Raw genomic sequence first — 15,623 nt, forward strand, 5'->3', positions numbered from 1 at the left:
TAGTCCCCTTTCCCTTTGTTCCCTTATATATATCTATTATGAAAATTATAATTATTTAACGTATCTTATTATACCCCTATCATAATAGGATGGAAAGACCAAGGTTTGGCAGCTCCTTATAGACTAAACGTAAAAAAGAGCCAAAGCGGCTCTTATTCTTCACGATTATTAAATTCACGGCATTTAGATTCCAAATCATCAATCATTTCAATTAAACGATCAATATCCTCAAGCTCCGTTTCTTCCGGCTCAATCGCATCCAATACATCAAGAAACATATTTAACCGCTGTTTCAAGAAAGAAACCTGGCTATTTTTATCATTTATCGGACTACCCAAATCGTTCTCTCCTTTCGTTACGTTACCATCCTATCGAAAAATCGATTTCTGCGCAAATATATTTTTCGTATGCTGCGACAATACTACTGTCTACCTCACATGGACAAAACCACCTAATTTGTCCACGAGCGGTGCCAGGCACCGGCGGTGGACACTGTGTATTGCAGCCACCATTCTCCTGCTCGTTCTTCCATTTGTATGGCTTGCCAGCCTTCAGCTAGTTTTGCTTGTTGTAAACTAATTTCCTTCATTGGAATAAAAACAGTTTCCTCATATTTAGGTTCTCTTGTTTCCCCCAAATCTTTCACAAAAATATAGCGCAAACTGCCGCCATATTTTTCTTTTAAGGCTGCAATCCTCATTCCTTGAGAAAATTTATCCTTAAGACTTGGAATATTAAAAGGGGCAACGGTACAGCAGACATAACGGTATGAATGCTGTTCCTTTGCTAACTCCTGCATGATAAGGCCCGCCAATATTTTTTGCAATTGATTTCCGCGGAATGCCGGGAGCACATTTGAAATTTCCTGGTAAATGACCTGGGGCAATTCCGTTTCAGATAAACCAATATCCCATCCTAAATGCTCCTCATCCATCGGAGGCACTAACAATGCACGAAAGGCAATTAGCTGGCTCTCAACAAATGCACCAATCATCCACCCATTTTCTTCTAAGATGAATTGAAATTCTTCATTCGTTAGCGGCTGAAGCCGCTCCTTATTTTCCAGCTGAAGGATTACTTGGTTTTGCACATTCAATATCTCTGGCAAATCTCCTATTGTTAATTTTCTTACAACAAAGGGGAGCTGCTGATTTTTTAGCATTCCTTCGTAAATGTGACTCACACATTCTCCTCCTTTAAATGAACACTCTCTTGAAAGACCGTTAATTCTCTAATCATTCCATCATTCACGTCCACACCAAGCCCTGGCCTTTCTGTTAACCGGATAAATGGCACATCATAATGAAGATTGCCAACATCCTTTGAGAATTTCAGCGGACCAGTCAGCTCTACACTCGTAATCACTTTTTTAGAAAAGGCAACATGAAAACCTGCCGCAGAACCAATAGAGGATTCTACCATAGATCCAATTTGGCACTCCATTCCTGCAAGCTCGGCTTGATGTGCCAGCTTGACTGCTGGATAAATCCCCCCGCATTTCATTAATTTAATGTTTACTTTATCAGCAGCGCGCTTTTGGATAATCTCAAGCATCTCACGCGGCCCCTTTAATCCTTCGTCAATCATTAACGGAAAGACAGATTTCGCTTTTATTTCAACCATGCCATCAATATCATCTGCTACAACCGGCTGCTCAACCCAATCTAGATGACAATCCTGCAATTGTTTAAGTGCGGTTAACGTTGTTGCGCTATTTTTCCAGCCTTGATTGACGTCTACACGAATGGCGATCTCTTCTCCTACCCTTGACCGGACGGCTTGAATGCGTTTAACATCTAAACTTACATTTGTTCCAACCTTCATTTTAAAAGAGCGATATCCCTGTTCAACCATTGCTGCAGCTTCAACAGCCATATCTTCAGGCTCTGCAATACTCAATACATGTGTGATCGGAAATTCATCATGGTATCTGCCGCCGATTAGCTGATAAACGGGCTGCTGCAGTTTCTTGCCTATAATATCAAAACAGGCAATATCTATGGCTGCTTTAGCAGTCGGTGCACCAAAAATGGCTTGGTTCATATCATCATGAAGTTTTTCAATCTCCATCGGATTCTTCCCCATTACAACAGGTGCAAGAGTATTTTTGAGAATCTGGAAGACGCCTTCCCAAGACTCTCCCGTTACATGCTCATCCGCTACCGCTTCCCCATAGCCAATAATGCCTTCATCTGTTTCAATTTTCACTATAACAGATGGCATATAATCGTAAGAATGGTAACTGACAACAAATGGCACATGAAGCGGCAAGTGAATTGCGTAAAGATGAATAGCTGTTATTTTCATATGTAAAACTCCTTTATCTTTTAATTTACAAATATTCTATTTATTTGATATAGTTGTCGGTAAATAGTCGCTAATTAAGAAAAGCGAAAGCCTTCGATCACAGAGGAAATCTGAAGTTTGTTACGCGATAGGATGCTTGCGCAAGACAGTTCCATAATAAAGAGGTGAACGAATGAAAACAAGAATTGCAGTAATAAGCTCTGCTGAATTTTTCGAACGCATCGATTCTGTTGCTTCATCAATTAATGACATCGAATTAGACAGTTACATTTATCAGGATCCTCAACAGGCACCTAGTTTGATTCGTCATCTTAAACCTTGTGATATTGTGTTCTTTTCGGGTTCGCTGCCCTACTATTTTTCAAAAAAGGAACGAGAGCAGTTGCCAGTTCCCACTCTTTATTTAGCCCAGGATGAATTAACGATTTCATCCTCTTTACTTGCTGCAATCTATCATAAGCAAGTTTCCTTGGAGCGTATTTCTATGGATTTATTTGACTCTGCCATCGTTAAGAATGTACTTGCTTCTGTAGATATCGAAACAATCCCTAAGTATGTTATAGATTATGAAGAAATGCTTCATACAGACAAGTTCAATTTACAAGAGATCATTTCTTTCCATCAAAACTTATGGGAAAAAGGAAAAATTGATTTAGCCATCACAAGCATTCATGCTGTTTATGATCAATTAGTGGTTCATGGGATCCCTTCTATGCGTACGTCTGATCCCAAAATTGCCCTAATCCGGGGTTTGAAAGAGTCTAAATCGTTAGCCATGTATAAAAAAAGTCAATCGTCTCAAGTGGCAGTTGGTTATATATCTACAAAATTGCAAGAAAATGAAATTCAAAACCTCATTGAGGCAATCGCACGTGCAATCCATGCCTCTATTCAACAAATCAGCCCTTCTAGTTATTCATTATACAGTACTAGAGGGGATATCGAAGGTTTAATGGAGCAGGATATCCTTCTACAGTACTTTACTGGTTTTCCTGGTGTATCCATTGGTTTTGGCTTTGGTTCAACGATTATGGAAGCAGATAAGAATGCCTTAGTTGCTCTGCGCTTTGCAGAAAAAGAAGCGAAAGAATGCTGCATGTTTATTTTGACGAATGACAAGAAGTTATTAGGTCCTTATCCTCGAGAGAAAAAGCAGCAGCGTTTAGTCAATGATCATCCGCAATTGCTTCAAATCGCTCAAAAGGCAAAAATAAGCCCCGCGAATCTTTCAAAGCTTATCCAGTTTGGGAAGGAAAGACAGACCCATCATTTTACTGCTGCAGACCTTAGTGAATATTTACAAGTATCACGAAGAACGACGGAAAGAATCATCAAAAAACTGGCTGATCACGGATATATCCGCATAATTGGCGAGGAAATGACTTACCAGCAAGGCCGTCCGCGTGCAGTATATATTTTGAATCTTCCTATTTACCAATAATGCAGGAAAAGGAAAGCTCATTCGAAAATGAACTTTCCTTTTTCCTTATCCCTTAAGTGCAGCTTCTTCTTCTTTTTGCAGTGCCAGCTTTTCTGACTCTGTTAATTTAACAATTGAAAATCCAGTTATAGCGAAGATGATCGAAATGACTGGAACAATAAAATTTACTATCGCATAAGGTGCATATTGAAATGCGGATACCCCAAGTGTTCCAAAAATGAAAACTCCACATGTATTCCAAGGAATGAAGACAGATGTTAGCGTCCCCCCATCTTCGAGTGCTCTCGATAGGTTTTTCGAATGCAGCCCCTTCTCACGATAAGCTTTTGCAAACATACGTGATGGAATAACAATGGAAATGTATTGCTCAGAACAAGCTGCATTTGTCGCAAAACAGGAGGCGATCGTAGAAATTACCAGGCTCTTTGCTGTTTTAGCCAGCTTCAATATTTGTGCAACAATGGCGTTAAGCATGCCTGTATGTTCAAGTATTCCCCCAAAAGTCATTGCGACAATGGTCATTGAAACTGTGTACATCATGGAGTCTAATCCTCCACCATTAAATAATTTGTCGACCATTTCATTTCCCGTATTAATGACAAATCCGCTTTGCAATGTCGCAACCGCGTCTGCCACACTTCCTTCTTGGATGACTATTTGTGATAGGAAACCAAGCAATATTCCTATGACCAAGGCAGGTACAGCAGGAACTTTTTTTGCTACTAAAATAATGACAATTAATGGTATGACTAACAACCAAGGTGAGATCACAAAACGATCCTGCAGAACGGCAATAATATGATCAATATTACCTGTATCCACATTCCCTTTTCCAAAGTTTCTTCCTAAAAATGCGTAGGTAACTAATGCGATCAGTAACCCTGGAATGGTTGTATAAAACATATGTTTAATATGAACAAATAAATCTGTATTTGTCAGCCCTGACGCTAAGTTTGTCGTATCTGAAAGCGGTGACATTTTATCCCCAAAATAAGCACCGGAAATGATGGCTCCCGCCACCATCGGAGCCGGTATCCCCATGCTTAGTCCGATTCCCATGCCAGCAACACCAATCGTTCCCATCGTTGACCATGAACTGCCAATCGCTAAAGATACAATGGCGCATATGATACAAATCGTAACAAGAAATAGTGAAGGTGTGATGATCTTTAAGCCGTAAAAGATCATGGTGGCAACAATTCCACCGCCGATCCATGAACCAATTGTTAGTCCAACAAGCATGATAATAATAACAGCTGGCAAAGCGAGGCGTATCCCCTTATACATGGCCTCTTCAATTTCCTTCCACTTATAACCCGAACGCCAAGCAACAAGGGCTGCAACAGATGTCCCGACAATTAAAGGAATATGCGGTCCCTGTTCTAGTAAGACAACCGTAAGAGCCATTACTATAATCATGACAACAAGCGGTATGATGGCAACCTTAAACGACATCTCTTTCTTCATATAAACATTCCCCCACCCCTAAAAACACAACAGTTATTAGACAATTTAAAATTGTCGTTAAATAGTCGCTAATAGAGATATAATAAACTTTCATGCACTTACTAGTCAATTGGTTTTTTGGCATAGGCTGTCGAGAAGTTATTTTTCCTTTGGCTAATGAGTATCTATTGACAATATGGTTTGTAAAATGAATAATATCAGTTGTTAATAGAAAGGAAGAAAATGATGTTAGAGACACAAAAGCAAATAAGCCCAAAGTATGATCCATGGGAAGCATATATGGATATGGAGGAGTATGGAAATCTCACCTTATCTAATATTGAGTTTACGACTACTGTTTTATGTAATATGAGATGTGAGCATTGTGCTGTTGGCTATACGCTGCAGCCGAAGGATCCGAATGCATTGCCCGTTGATTTCTTGCTTAAAAGGCTAGAGGAAGTTCCACACTTGAGATCTTTGAGCATTACAGGCGGAGAACCTATGCTATCGAAAAAGTCTGTAGAAGAGTATGTTGTTCCCTTACTGCGTTATGCGCATAATCGCGGTGTCCGGACACAGATTAATTCAAACTTAACAGTCGAGCTGAGCCGTTATGAGGCAATTATTCCATATCTTGATGTGCTGCATATTTCCCATAACTGGGGGACAGAGGAGGATTTTGTCGAAGGCGGCTTTGCGATGATGGAGCGCAAACCAACGGTTGAGCAAAGGATGAAGCTGTTCAATCGGATGATTGAGAATAGCCGTGAGTTGGCAAAGGCTGGTGTAATGGTTTCTGCAGAAACGATGCTTAATAAACGTACCTTGCCATACCTTGAAAAAATCCATAAGCAAATCGTGGATGAAATGAACTGTGGACGTCATGAAATACACCCAATGTATCCTTCCGATTTTGCCTCTACATTAGAAACACTTTCTTTGGAGGAGATGCGTTCAGCCATTCATCATTTACTGGATATACGAAATGAAGATACATGGATGCTGTTCGGCACCCTTCCATTTTATGCGTGCAGCTCGAATGCTGAGGATTTAGAATTATTAAAACGGCTTTATGCTGCAAAAAATGTAACGGTACGAAATGATCCTGATGGGCGCTCCCGTTTAAATGTAAATATTTTTACAGGCGATGTGATTGTGACAGACTTTGGTGACACTCCTGCACTAGGCAATATTCAGACGGATGGACTTGAAGATGTTTTTCAAAAGTGGATGGGGTCTGACCTTGCAGGATCATTGAACTGCCATTGCCCACAAGCTCGCTGCCTCGGTCCGAATGTATTAGTGAAAAATAGCTACTATAAGGATATTAATTTCTTAAATAGAAAAGCACAGCTAACAAACAAAACAACCAGCCTCTAGAAAGCAGCTGGTTGTTTTATTAACTGTCCATCTGAAAAGAACAACCCCTACCATTTTGTCCACGAGCGGTGCCAGGCACCGTTCGTGGACATTATCTTGGGTGTTCGGATGCCATAAAGCCGAATGAAACATGATCTTGGATTGGAATCCAAGCCCCCACACCTTGTGAGGTAATATTTTTGATGATAATCATTTTTTTGTTTCCTTTTAGCATGATATATACTTCTCCATAGGTTACTTTTCCTTTTTCGTTGACTGCGGGAGCATAGGCATATAAATAACCTAAACGCTTTGGCGGAATATTGTACTTATGATCCTTTTTCGTTCCTGCACCAATAATCGTTTCGAAGTCTAGCGGCAGTCCTGACTTCTCCATCGCTTTTACAAGCATCATTTTTTTGACATCCTCAGTACTTGGAACTTTGGCTGTAAGTCCTCCTCTTACAATTTTTTGAGCTTCTTGAACATAATGAATTTGATAGGGGGCCTTTCCACCTCGGTTATCAAAATAATTAGTATTAATCTTTTGATACTCCCAGTTTGGTGATGTTTCTGATGACTCATAATTCAGCGGCCATTGCCCTAAATAAATGATGGCTCGATACCCTATAGCAAATGGTGTGCTATTTACCGTCGTTTCATTAAGCATACGAATCAGATCAGGGTTCTCAATCTTCACCTTTGCCGAATCAATTAACTTTTGTGCTAGTTCACTAGGCTGTAAAGTCGGCATATCTTGAGCCGGATTCGGATACGTATTTTCTTTAGTAATTTGCAAAACCGAATTCGGAATTGTTACTCCCTTTGGCTCATCCTTTTTCTGCTCTTTATCTGCTCCAGCAGGATGTTGAAGTGTAAATATAAGAATGAGACCTAATAAGAAAATGGACAAGTACTTTTTCATGCTGATAAACTCCTTTCAAATCACAAACTATTTAGGTTTGCTTATAGTTTTTTCGGAGTTGTGTAATCTTATCCATTCATAGAAATAAAATAAACTCTATTTCACATATTTTGTAATACATTTGTAAAAATCAGAATATTTACAAATATCAATAATTAAAGTATAATAAATTTACTTAAAAGGTAAAGGAGGGCCGTAGTCGATTCGCTTACTAATAAAGGAGGATGACATTTTTATTGCAAAGAAATCATCGTTCCAATATAGCTTTTATGGTTAAATAACAGCATGAAAGTTGGTGATCAATGCCTTTTCAAGCGAGTAGATTAACATTCCTTTTCTAAACGGATGAATAGACACGACTCTGCGACTGTTGCAGAGTCGTTTTTTATTCGCAAAAACCATTCTTCAAAGTGGGCATTTCTACAATAGATAAAATCCTATTCCCATTATTAAATAAGCTGCAAGCAATGTTGCTCCTTCAAACCAATTCGTTTCCCCATCATTAGAAAGGATAATCATAAGTAAGGCTGCTGTGACCATTGTTATGAGCTCTGGAAGTGTGAATACTAATGGCATTGCAGTAGGAAACATTAAAGATATTAAAACAAGAAGAGGTGCGACAAACATCGCTACTTGCAAGGTTGAGCCAATGGCAATTTCAACAGCAATATCCATTTTATTCTTATACGCCATAATGATTGCTGATGCATGCTCTGCTGCATTCCCTACAATGGCAACAATAACAACCCCGATAAACAGCTCTGACCAGCCAAATGTTTCTCCAACAGATTGAAACGTATGCACTAAATTTTCTGAAACATATGCGACTGCTACCGTTGCCAAAAGAAGAACTGTAATGGCTTTGCCTTTCCCCCATTCAGGCTCTTCCTCTTTATGCCGCCCTTCACTAACGTCATCCGTCTGATATACTCCTCGATGGGTAACAAGCTTGAAAAGTAAAGCTGCTAAGTATAAAACAATCAAAATAATAGAGATCCCTACACTAAAACTTAATGTTTTACTTTCGGACATCGTCTGCGAAAAAATCTCAGGAATGACAAAAGCAACAATGACACCAAACATGAGCAGCCCAGAATTATGTCTAGCATCAAACACATTAAAGGTTTGACGTTTATATTTAAGCCCACCGATAAAAAAGGATAGACCAGCAACCAATAGTAAATTTCCTAATACAGACCCGGTTAAGGAAGCTAGGACAACGCCGATTAAGCCCTCTTTCAGCGCAAAAATTGAAATAATTAGTTCAACCGCATTTCCAAATGTAGCATTCAATAACCCGCCAATCCTTGGCCCCGCTACAATTGCCAGGCTTTCAGTTGCTCTCCCCATAAAACTTGCTAATGCAATAATCGTTAAACAATAAATAATAAATAGGATAATACTTGACCAATGCATCCATGTTCCGATGACAGATAGCGGAACCCCAGCAAATACTAATACAGTAAAAATTTTATTCATTATTCCATCATCCCTTCTAAACCAAATTCACATTCCTTTCAGCTTGTTTTCATCTTTATATGTCTTGTTATTCTTCCCTGACATTCGATTTAAAAACATTATTTTTCTTGCCATTCCCCATTATTCTCGAGTACCATCAGTAGTGAGCGAATAACAGAAATAGAGGGATTCATAATGAATAAAGAAAATACAAGGTTTTGGATTTTAGTTAGTATTGTTGCGATTTCCGGATTTAGCCAAGGAATGCTGCTCCCTCTTATCGCTATCATTTTTGAAAATGAGGGAATATCCTCCAGCTTAAACGGACTAAATGCGACTGGCTTATATATAGGCATCTTGCTCATTTCCCCTTTTATGGAATATCCTTTAAGAAAATATGGCTATAAACCGGTCATTATTCTTGGTGGCTTGCTGGTTGTACTCTCATTGGTTCTCTTTCCTTTGTGGAAATCCTTTTGGTTTTGGTTCATCCTAAGATTGTTAATTGGAATCGGTGATCATGCCCTTCACTTTGGGACACAAACATGGATTACTTCCTCATCCCCTGAGCATAAGAGAGGGAGGAATATTTCTTTATATGGGTTATTTTTTGGCGTCGGATTTGCAATTGGGCCATTAATGGCTCCGCTTGTCAAAATAAATGAGGCTTTGCCGTTTATCATTTCATCTGCTCTTTGCCTTATTGCGTGGGTATTTATTTTTACATTAAAAAATGATTTTCCTGAGCAAACAATCGAGGTCAATTCATTTAAAGAAACTATCAAGCGTTTTAAAAAAGCAACAAAATATGGCTGGGTCGCATTTCTGCCTCCTTTAGGCTACGGATTTCTTGAAGCTTCATTAAATGGGAGCTTTCCTGTCTATGGGCTTAGGATTGGGCTTGAGGTATCCAGTGTATCGATCCTGCTCACCTCCTTTGCGATTGGGGCGATTGTTTTTCAATTGCCATTGGGAATTCTTAGTGATAAATATGGAAGAAGAAACATATTGATGATTATTTTATTTGCTGGATTTTCAAGCTTTTCAGCAGCTAGTTTCATGGAGGAAAGCATAATTGCTTTAATGATCTGCCTATTTATTGCAGGAATGGTTGTCGGTTCAACCTTCTCTCTTGGCATCAGTTACATGACCGACTTAATGCCAAAGAATTTGCTTCCGACAGGAAATCTTCTTTGTGGGGTTGCCTTTAGTGTTGGCAGTTTAATTGGGCCATATATCGGTGGCGTCTTTATTCAATACTTCAAATCAATTAGCTTTTTCAATATTATTAGCATGATGCTTTTATTCATCTGCTTGATTGTCGTTTTATTTGGGCAAAAGCAAGCTGCTGTAAAAAAATCATATTTTAATAGTTAATACGGTAACATTTTTCTGTTCATTACATTCCTTATATAGTAAACTAAAATTAATATCATTAAATAAAAATGTGTCTACAATGTTTTTTTGCTGTCGCCTGCGGGTGGCAGCTTTCGTCGTTTTATAGGGCAATTGACGTTGATTCTATTTCTCAACAAGAACCTACATTCACATACAAAGGAGGAAAAATCATGAGTACTGAAGTAAAAGCCTTAAGCCAAGGCACAACATTAGCCGAAAATAAAAGCGTATTCGAAAAAGCTAAACCACATGCTGAATTAATTGCTGCACTATTAAGCGGTATTCTCATAGCAGCTGGATGGCTTCTAGACAAAAATGGCCTTACAACTGCTTCAATCATCACTTATATAGTTGCCTTTATCATTGGCGGTTTTGCTAAAGCAAAGGAAGGCATCGAGGAAACCATTGCTAATAAAGAATTAAATGTAGAAATGCTTATGATTTTTGCAGCAATTGGCTCATGCATAATTGGCTACTGGACAGAAGGCGCCATTCTCATTTTCATCTTTGCCGTCAGCGGTGCCATGGAAACATATACGATGAACAAAAGTCATAAAGAGATATCGGCATTAATGGAGCTCCAGCCCGAGCAAGCATTACGAATCACAGATGGATATGAAGAAAAAATCCATGTTTCCGAATTAGTCATCGGGGATTTCATACTAGTGAAACCTGGTGAACGCATTCCATCTGACGGTAAAATAGCCAAAGGACATACAACGATTGATGAGGCGGCAATTACTGGGGAATCCATCCCCGTGTCCAAAGATAAAGAGGATCCAGTTTTCGCTGGAACGGTTAATTTGAATGGCGCCATTACGGTTGAAATCACCAAGCCAAACAGCGAAACCTTATTCCAAAAGATCATTCAGCTTGTTCAATCAGCACAAAGTGAAAAATCCCCTTCACAATTATTTATTGAAAGATTTGAAGGGACATATGTCAAAGTCATCTTAACAGTTGTTGTATTGATGATGTTTCTTCCCCACTTCCTGTTAGGATGGAGCTGGATGGAAACCTTTTACCGGGCGATGATTTTACTAGTTGTTGCCTCCCCTTGTGCTTTAGTAGCATCGATTATGCCTGCTACCTTATCTGCGATTTCAAATGGGGCAAGGCATGGGATTCTTTTTAAAGGAGGCGTCCATTTAGAAAACTTAAGTCACATCAAAGCAATTGCATTTGATAAAACAGGCACATTAACAAAAGGAAAGCCTGAAGTAACCGATATTCTTGCGGCCGATGGCGTTTCTAGTGATGAAGTTTTATTAATCGCTGCCTCCATCGAAAGTCACTCTACTCATCCATTAGCGAACGCCATTGTTCATTATGCAAAGAAGACCTTGGATAAGGCATTGCTTACACCTGAAAGGATGGAGGATGTTCCAGGCTGGGGAGTAAAGGCTTTCTTGCTTGAGGCTGAGTGGAAAGTTGGCAAAGCATCATTTGTTGGGCTTGAAGCAGCTGAGAGCTTTTCTAATGGTGCCTTGGAACGAATGGCCAGTGAAGGGAAAACTGTTGTTTTTGTTCAAAAAAATGATGAAATAGCTGCGCTTATCGCTCTGCAGGATGTTGTCCGTGAAGAGACCAAAAAAGCAATTGATCAATTAAAAGCCAAGGGGATTTATACAATTATGCTAACTGGTGACAGCAAAAAAACAGGGAAAGCCATTGCAAAAGAGGCCCACTTAGATGACTTTATTGCCGAATGTTTACCAGAAAACAAGGTGGAGCATTTAAAAAAGCTTAAGGAATCCCATAACCATGTGGCAATGGTTGGGGATGGCATTAATGATGCACCTGCACTTGCCACTGCTAATGTTGGAATTGCCATGGGGGAAGGCTCTGATGTTGCACTTGAAACCGCAGATGTCGTTCTCATGAAAAACGATTTGCCGCGCATTTCTGATGCCATCGAACTTTCTAGACGAATGAATCGCATTATTAAGCAAAATGTCGTCTTTTCCATCACCATCATTATGTTCTTAATTGCATCCAACTTTCTTCAATTTGTAGATCTTCCTTTCGGTGTTATCGCTCATGAGGGAAGTACCATTTTAGTTATTCTCAATAGCTTAAGATTATTAAAGTCATAAAAGCAGCCCGGGATTCCCCGGGCTTTTCTAATGATGCCAGTATTTATCACTTTGGAGTTAAAGAAATGTCTAGCTCCAGCGCCTATCGCCTATCAAACTTCAGGTCCCCTCCTTGCAATAAGTCGACATCCATTCGCTATCACTCTTGGTGTCTCCTTTATTTCAGTCGCGGTCCTTCCAGTTTGTACGGCGATGATCAAGGCGCTTGCGCTTTTCTTTAATGATATCCATTTTGTCCGTTTGCAGAACCGGATGTTTTTTGTTTCGGCTTGTTCTTGCCCTTCTGCTTTGTTCCGCCATCTTTTTTCGTTTGCTTTGTCAATTCGGCTGCCTCCTTTAATAATGTATCATTTCCCCTATCTTATTCTTTAACAGAAGCAAGTTTTTATCAAAGGAAACTTATAGCATCTTTTTAACAATCATCGCTTTTATATTTACTGAAAATGGCATTGATTTCTCCCCCAATAATGATGATGATCCCTGTTAGATAAAACCAAATCATTAATACAATGATTGCACCAATACTTCCATAGGTTGCAGAATAGTTGCCAAAATTCGTTACATAATAGGAAAATGCTAAGGAGGATAAAATCCATCCGACTGTAGCAAATATAGCTCCTGGAACAACAGTTAGACACTTTAATTTTTTATTAGGGGCAATCCAATAAAGCCCCGTAAACACAATAAATAATATGAGTGAACTAACGAGCCATCTAAGCGTATTCCATATCGACATAAACTCATCAGAAAGGCCAAACTTAGCAAATAAATAGATCCCAATCAACTTTCCAAATACCGGAAGAAGCAAGGCAACAACAAAAACAAATAGCATCGCAAAGGTAAATAAAATGGCCATCCCTCTAGCAATAAGGAATGGACGGCTTTCCTCTACTTCATAAGCTGAATTCAGCGCTTTAACAATGGCATTAATGCCATTCGAGGCAGACCAGATTGTTGCAATAATTCCAAAAGAGAGTAGCTTTCCATTTTTTTGTGACAGTTCATTAATATTTGTTTCAATTAATTGCATACTATCTCCTGGTGCAAAATCACGGATGACTCCAAGGATATCCTCCTGAGTGATTGGCAAGTAGGGCAAGAGAGTTACTAAAAATAAAAGCAACGGAAAGAGAGATAGCAGGAAGAAATAGGCCAATTGAGCAGCAAGACCGAATAGATCATTTTTAAATATTCTTCTTATTAATCTCGAAAAAAGAGCCGAGAATGCTTGTCCCATTTCAACACCTCCCTCCTTTCATTTCCGCTTAATTCTTATCTTCAATAGGCCACTCTTTGTATGACTCATCAAAATCATCATCTAGTCCAGTATTTTCTGACGTCCCTTCCTTTAATTCTTCCACTTTGCTAGCAATAAAAGAGACATCAGAAGTAACTTGCTCAATCGTTGATTTCACCTTATTGGTCATTTCCTTCACTTGACTAATCGCCTCGTTAGGATGCTTTATATAATGTGAAATCTCACCTGTTGTCTTTTTACAATTTGCTGCGACGGCTTGTCTTGTATCCTTATCAAATAAACTTAATGCACCGCCTGCTATTGCACCTAAAAATACACCTTTCCAAAATAATGATTTCCCCATTTTTTTACACACTCACTTTCTTATATATTATGGTTCCTGCGCACTTCTTTTAATAAATTTGTACATCCTATTTTCACAAGCTCATATGTTTCCTCAAAATCCCCCGTAAAATAAGGATCGGGAATATCCTTGTCTTGTTTTTCATCAACATAATCAAGAAGTCTTACAATATGCGCATGAGAGTTTTCCTTGACAAGCTTTCTGATATTTTGAACATTAGAAGCATCCATCGCCACTATGTATTGAAAATCTTGTAAGTCACTTTCTCGCATTTGCCGAGCACGGAGGCCCTCTGCGTGAATATTGTATTTTGCCAAAATGCCTCTCGTTCCTTCATGCGGCTGACTGCCAACATGCCAGTCTCCAGTACCCGCTGAATCTATATGGACTTTATGTTCCAATCCTTCCCTCTTTACAAGGTCTCGAAACATTGCTTCCGCCATCGGCGACCGGCAAATATTTCCTAAACATACAAATAAAACGTTAATCATGTTTCAATTCCTCCTTGTCATCATTTTCTTTCAAATTGCTGCCTTCTGCAACCCATATCAATAATACTGTTGACATTTAGTAATGAACATGGAAAGATGGAATACGAAAAGTGGAAACTCCACACTCATCATTACGAACAAACATTGTCGTTAAATTTATTGAAATAAAAATAATTTTTTTTCAGCAAGTAGAATATGATAATTCTGGGAGGGGATGTCTAGGTGAATCTTACTATAAAGTCAACTGAAAATGTGGAATACATGATTGAAGAGATTAAGAATAAGCTTAAGGTTTTAAATTTAGGAGCGATAAAACCATCGCATTTCGATGAGGAAATGTACGAGGAATTAAAGGATATTTATGACCTTGTCATGAAAAAGAACTCCTTTAGTCCGAACGAAATGCAGGCTTTAGTTGAGGAACTCGGCAGTCTAAGAAAAAACAAGTAAAAAATACAGCCTTTAAAGGCTGTATTTTTTACTACCATCTTTTTTCTCAAGCAGCATTATCTTTTTCTTCTGTCATAATCTGAATATAAAAATTCAGAAATTCTTTAAAAAATGGATGCCTAATCTTTGGTTCTGCATTTTTCCTCAGTACTTGCAGAACCGGGAAAATATAACGTCCAATTATATATTGATTTAATTCAATAAGCTTGTATTTATACTCTTCATCCTTTTCATCATCAGATTCTATGCTTTCTTGAATTACAGAACCTAGAAAAGCTGTAAGGCATCCAAAATGATCTGGATAAATCTCCTTTTCAAGAGGATAAAGGAAACCGATCTTCTCGTATAATCCAATTAGGCAAAGTAAATCTTTCTTCCGTTCCTCGTGTTCATCATGCCCCTTTTTAATATAAGAAGAAAAGTAAGGCGAGACAAAATAGTCACCAGGAATTAAAAAGTGATTCTCATGCCATAAATTTACTTCTTCTCGCTCATAATAAAAGTGGAATGGGAAGTTCTTTATTAATTCTTCATCCATATTTGAAAAAGTTTCTTCATACCGATCCCATTCTCCTAGCCAAACACAAGACAAAATATTGGTTAAAACAAGTTGGCCATATTGTTCCTCTTTCGACATATTCATCATGA

At 38.7% G+C, this 15,623-nt stretch carries 15 protein-coding genes; 5 read left to right on the forward strand and 10 right to left on the reverse strand.

Annotated features, from left to right (window positions below; translation table 11 throughout):
* Window positions 1-152: 152 nt before the first annotated feature.
* The 3 genes from RUH74_RS11370 to RUH74_RS11380 form a co-directional block, all read right to left on the reverse strand.
* Window positions 153-338, reverse strand: coding sequence for an SE1561 family protein (locus RUH74_RS11370; RefSeq protein ID WP_313800422.1), 186 nt, complete (start codon window positions 336-338; stop codon window positions 153-155).
* Between the two features lie 113 nt (window positions 339-451).
* Window positions 452-1,183, reverse strand: a complete 732-nt coding sequence (locus tag RUH74_RS11375) for a GNAT family N-acetyltransferase (protein ID WP_313800423.1) — start codon at window positions 1,181-1,183, stop codon at window positions 452-454.
* Window positions 1,180-2,307 carry a mandelate racemase/muconate lactonizing enzyme family protein gene (locus RUH74_RS11380; protein ID WP_313800424.1) on the reverse strand — a complete coding sequence of 376 codons (1,128 nt, stop codon included), beginning with the start codon at window positions 2,305-2,307 and terminating at the stop codon, window positions 1,180-1,182. Before RUH74_RS11380 ends, RUH74_RS11375 begins: the two co-directional genes overlap by 4 nt.
* A gap of 172 nt (window positions 2,308-2,479) precedes the next feature.
* Between RUH74_RS11380 and RUH74_RS11385 the strand changes: the two genes are divergently transcribed.
* Window positions 2,480-3,748, forward strand: coding sequence for an HTH domain-containing protein (locus RUH74_RS11385; RefSeq protein ID WP_313800425.1), 1,269 nt, complete (start codon window positions 2,480-2,482; stop codon window positions 3,746-3,748).
* Between the two features lie 45 nt (window positions 3,749-3,793).
* On the opposite strand, the gene nhaC is transcribed toward RUH74_RS11385, so the two are convergent.
* Entirely contained in the window at window positions 3,794-5,215 is a 1,422-nt protein-coding gene (nhaC, locus tag RUH74_RS11390) for a Na+/H+ antiporter NhaC (protein ID WP_313800426.1), read from the reverse strand.
* A gap of 225 nt (window positions 5,216-5,440) precedes the next feature.
* On the opposite strand from nhaC, the gene yfkAB reads away from it, so the two are divergent.
* On the forward strand, window positions 5,441-6,577 hold the full coding sequence (yfkAB, locus tag RUH74_RS11395; protein WP_313800448.1) for a radical SAM/CxCxxxxC motif protein YfkAB: 1,137 nt from the start codon (window positions 5,441-5,443) through the stop codon (window positions 6,575-6,577).
* A 91-nt stretch (window positions 6,578-6,668) separates the two neighbouring features.
* Here yfkAB and RUH74_RS11400 read toward each other — a convergent pair whose 3' ends face one another.
* Complete coding sequence (locus RUH74_RS11400) at window positions 6,669-7,481, reverse strand: YfkD famly protein (protein WP_313800427.1); 813 nt, start codon at window positions 7,479-7,481, stop codon at window positions 6,669-6,671.
* Between the two features lie 420 nt (window positions 7,482-7,901).
* Window positions 7,902-8,963, reverse strand: a complete 1,062-nt coding sequence (gene cax, locus RUH74_RS11405; RefSeq protein ID WP_396230006.1) for a calcium/proton exchanger — start codon at window positions 8,961-8,963, stop codon at window positions 7,902-7,904.
* A 171-nt stretch (window positions 8,964-9,134) separates the two neighbouring features.
* On the opposite strand from cax, the gene RUH74_RS11410 reads away from it, so the two are divergent.
* A complete protein-coding gene (locus tag RUH74_RS11410; RefSeq protein WP_313800429.1) occupies window positions 9,135-10,316 on the forward strand; it encodes an MFS transporter in 1,182 nt (393 codons plus the stop codon).
* Window positions 10,317-10,507: 191 nt separating this feature from the next.
* Complete coding sequence (locus RUH74_RS11415; RefSeq protein ID WP_313800430.1) at window positions 10,508-12,433, forward strand: heavy metal translocating P-type ATPase; 1,926 nt, start codon at window positions 10,508-10,510, stop codon at window positions 12,431-12,433.
* Between the two features lie 412 nt (window positions 12,434-12,845).
* Here the strand turns inward: RUH74_RS11415 and RUH74_RS11420 are convergent, their stop codons facing one another.
* From RUH74_RS11420 to RUH74_RS11430, 3 genes are read right to left on the reverse strand one after another with little or no spacing between them, the layout of a single operon-like run.
* Window positions 12,846-13,670, reverse strand: a complete 825-nt coding sequence (locus RUH74_RS11420) for a YihY/virulence factor BrkB family protein (RefSeq protein WP_313800431.1) — start codon at window positions 13,668-13,670, stop codon at window positions 12,846-12,848.
* A gap of 28 nt (window positions 13,671-13,698) precedes the next feature.
* Entirely contained in the window at window positions 13,699-14,034 is a 336-nt protein-coding gene (locus tag RUH74_RS11425; RefSeq protein ID WP_313800432.1) for a YtxH domain-containing protein, read from the reverse strand.
* Window positions 14,035-14,054: 20 nt separating this feature from the next.
* Window positions 14,055-14,525: a low molecular weight protein-tyrosine-phosphatase gene (locus tag RUH74_RS11430; protein WP_313800433.1), complete on the reverse strand. Its 471-nt coding sequence runs from the start codon at window positions 14,523-14,525 to the stop codon at window positions 14,055-14,057.
* Between the two features lie 222 nt (window positions 14,526-14,747).
* Between RUH74_RS11430 and RUH74_RS11435 the strand changes: the two genes are divergently transcribed.
* Window positions 14,748-14,975, forward strand: coding sequence for a DUF1128 domain-containing protein (locus tag RUH74_RS11435; RefSeq protein ID WP_053479034.1), 228 nt, complete (start codon window positions 14,748-14,750; stop codon window positions 14,973-14,975).
* 46 nt (window positions 14,976-15,021) lie between these two features.
* Here the strand turns inward: RUH74_RS11435 and RUH74_RS11440 are convergent, their stop codons facing one another.
* Window positions 15,022-15,612, reverse strand: coding sequence for a molecular chaperone TorD family protein (locus RUH74_RS11440; protein ID WP_313800434.1), 591 nt, complete (start codon window positions 15,610-15,612; stop codon window positions 15,022-15,024).
* Window positions 15,613-15,623 lie beyond the last annotated feature (11 nt).

This window comes from Cytobacillus sp. (genome assembly GCF_032154635.1).
Classification (GTDB): domain Bacteria; phylum Bacillota; class Bacilli; order Bacillales; family Cytobacillaceae; genus Cytobacillus.

Excerpts from the sequence above, each read along its gene's own strand:
- RUH74_RS11380 (WP_313800424.1), bottom strand. The coding sequence starts at position 2,307 with ATGAAAATAACAGCTATTCATCTTTACGCAATTCACTTGCCGCTTCAT.
- RUH74_RS11385 (WP_313800425.1), top strand. The coding sequence starts at position 2,480 with ATGAAAACAAGAATTGCAGTAATAAGCTCTGCTGAATTTTTCGAACGC.
- nhaC (WP_313800426.1), bottom strand. The coding sequence starts at position 5,215 with ATGAAGAAAGAGATGTCGTTTAAGGTTGCCATCATACCGCTTGTTGTC.
- yfkAB (WP_313800448.1), top strand. The coding sequence starts at position 5,441 with ATGTTAGAGACACAAAAGCAAATAAGCCCAAAGTATGATCCATGGGAA.
- RUH74_RS11400 (WP_313800427.1), bottom strand. The coding sequence starts at position 7,481 with ATGAAAAAGTACTTGTCCATTTTCTTATTAGGTCTCATTCTTATATTT.
- RUH74_RS11410 (WP_313800429.1), top strand. The coding sequence starts at position 9,135 with ATGAATAAAGAAAATACAAGGTTTTGGATTTTAGTTAGTATTGTTGCG.
- RUH74_RS11415 (WP_313800430.1), top strand. The coding sequence starts at position 10,508 with ATGAGTACTGAAGTAAAAGCCTTAAGCCAAGGCACAACATTAGCCGAA.
- RUH74_RS11420 (WP_313800431.1), bottom strand. The coding sequence starts at position 13,670 with ATGGGACAAGCATTCTCGGCTCTTTTTTCGAGATTAATAAGAAGAATA.
- RUH74_RS11425 (WP_313800432.1), bottom strand. The coding sequence starts at position 14,034 with ATGGGGAAATCATTATTTTGGAAAGGTGTATTTTTAGGTGCAATAGCA.
- RUH74_RS11430 (WP_313800433.1), bottom strand. The coding sequence starts at position 14,525 with ATGATTAACGTTTTATTTGTATGTTTAGGAAATATTTGCCGGTCGCCG.
- RUH74_RS11440 (WP_313800434.1), bottom strand. The coding sequence starts at position 15,612 with ATGTCGAAAGAGGAACAATATGGCCAACTTGTTTTAACCAATATTTTG.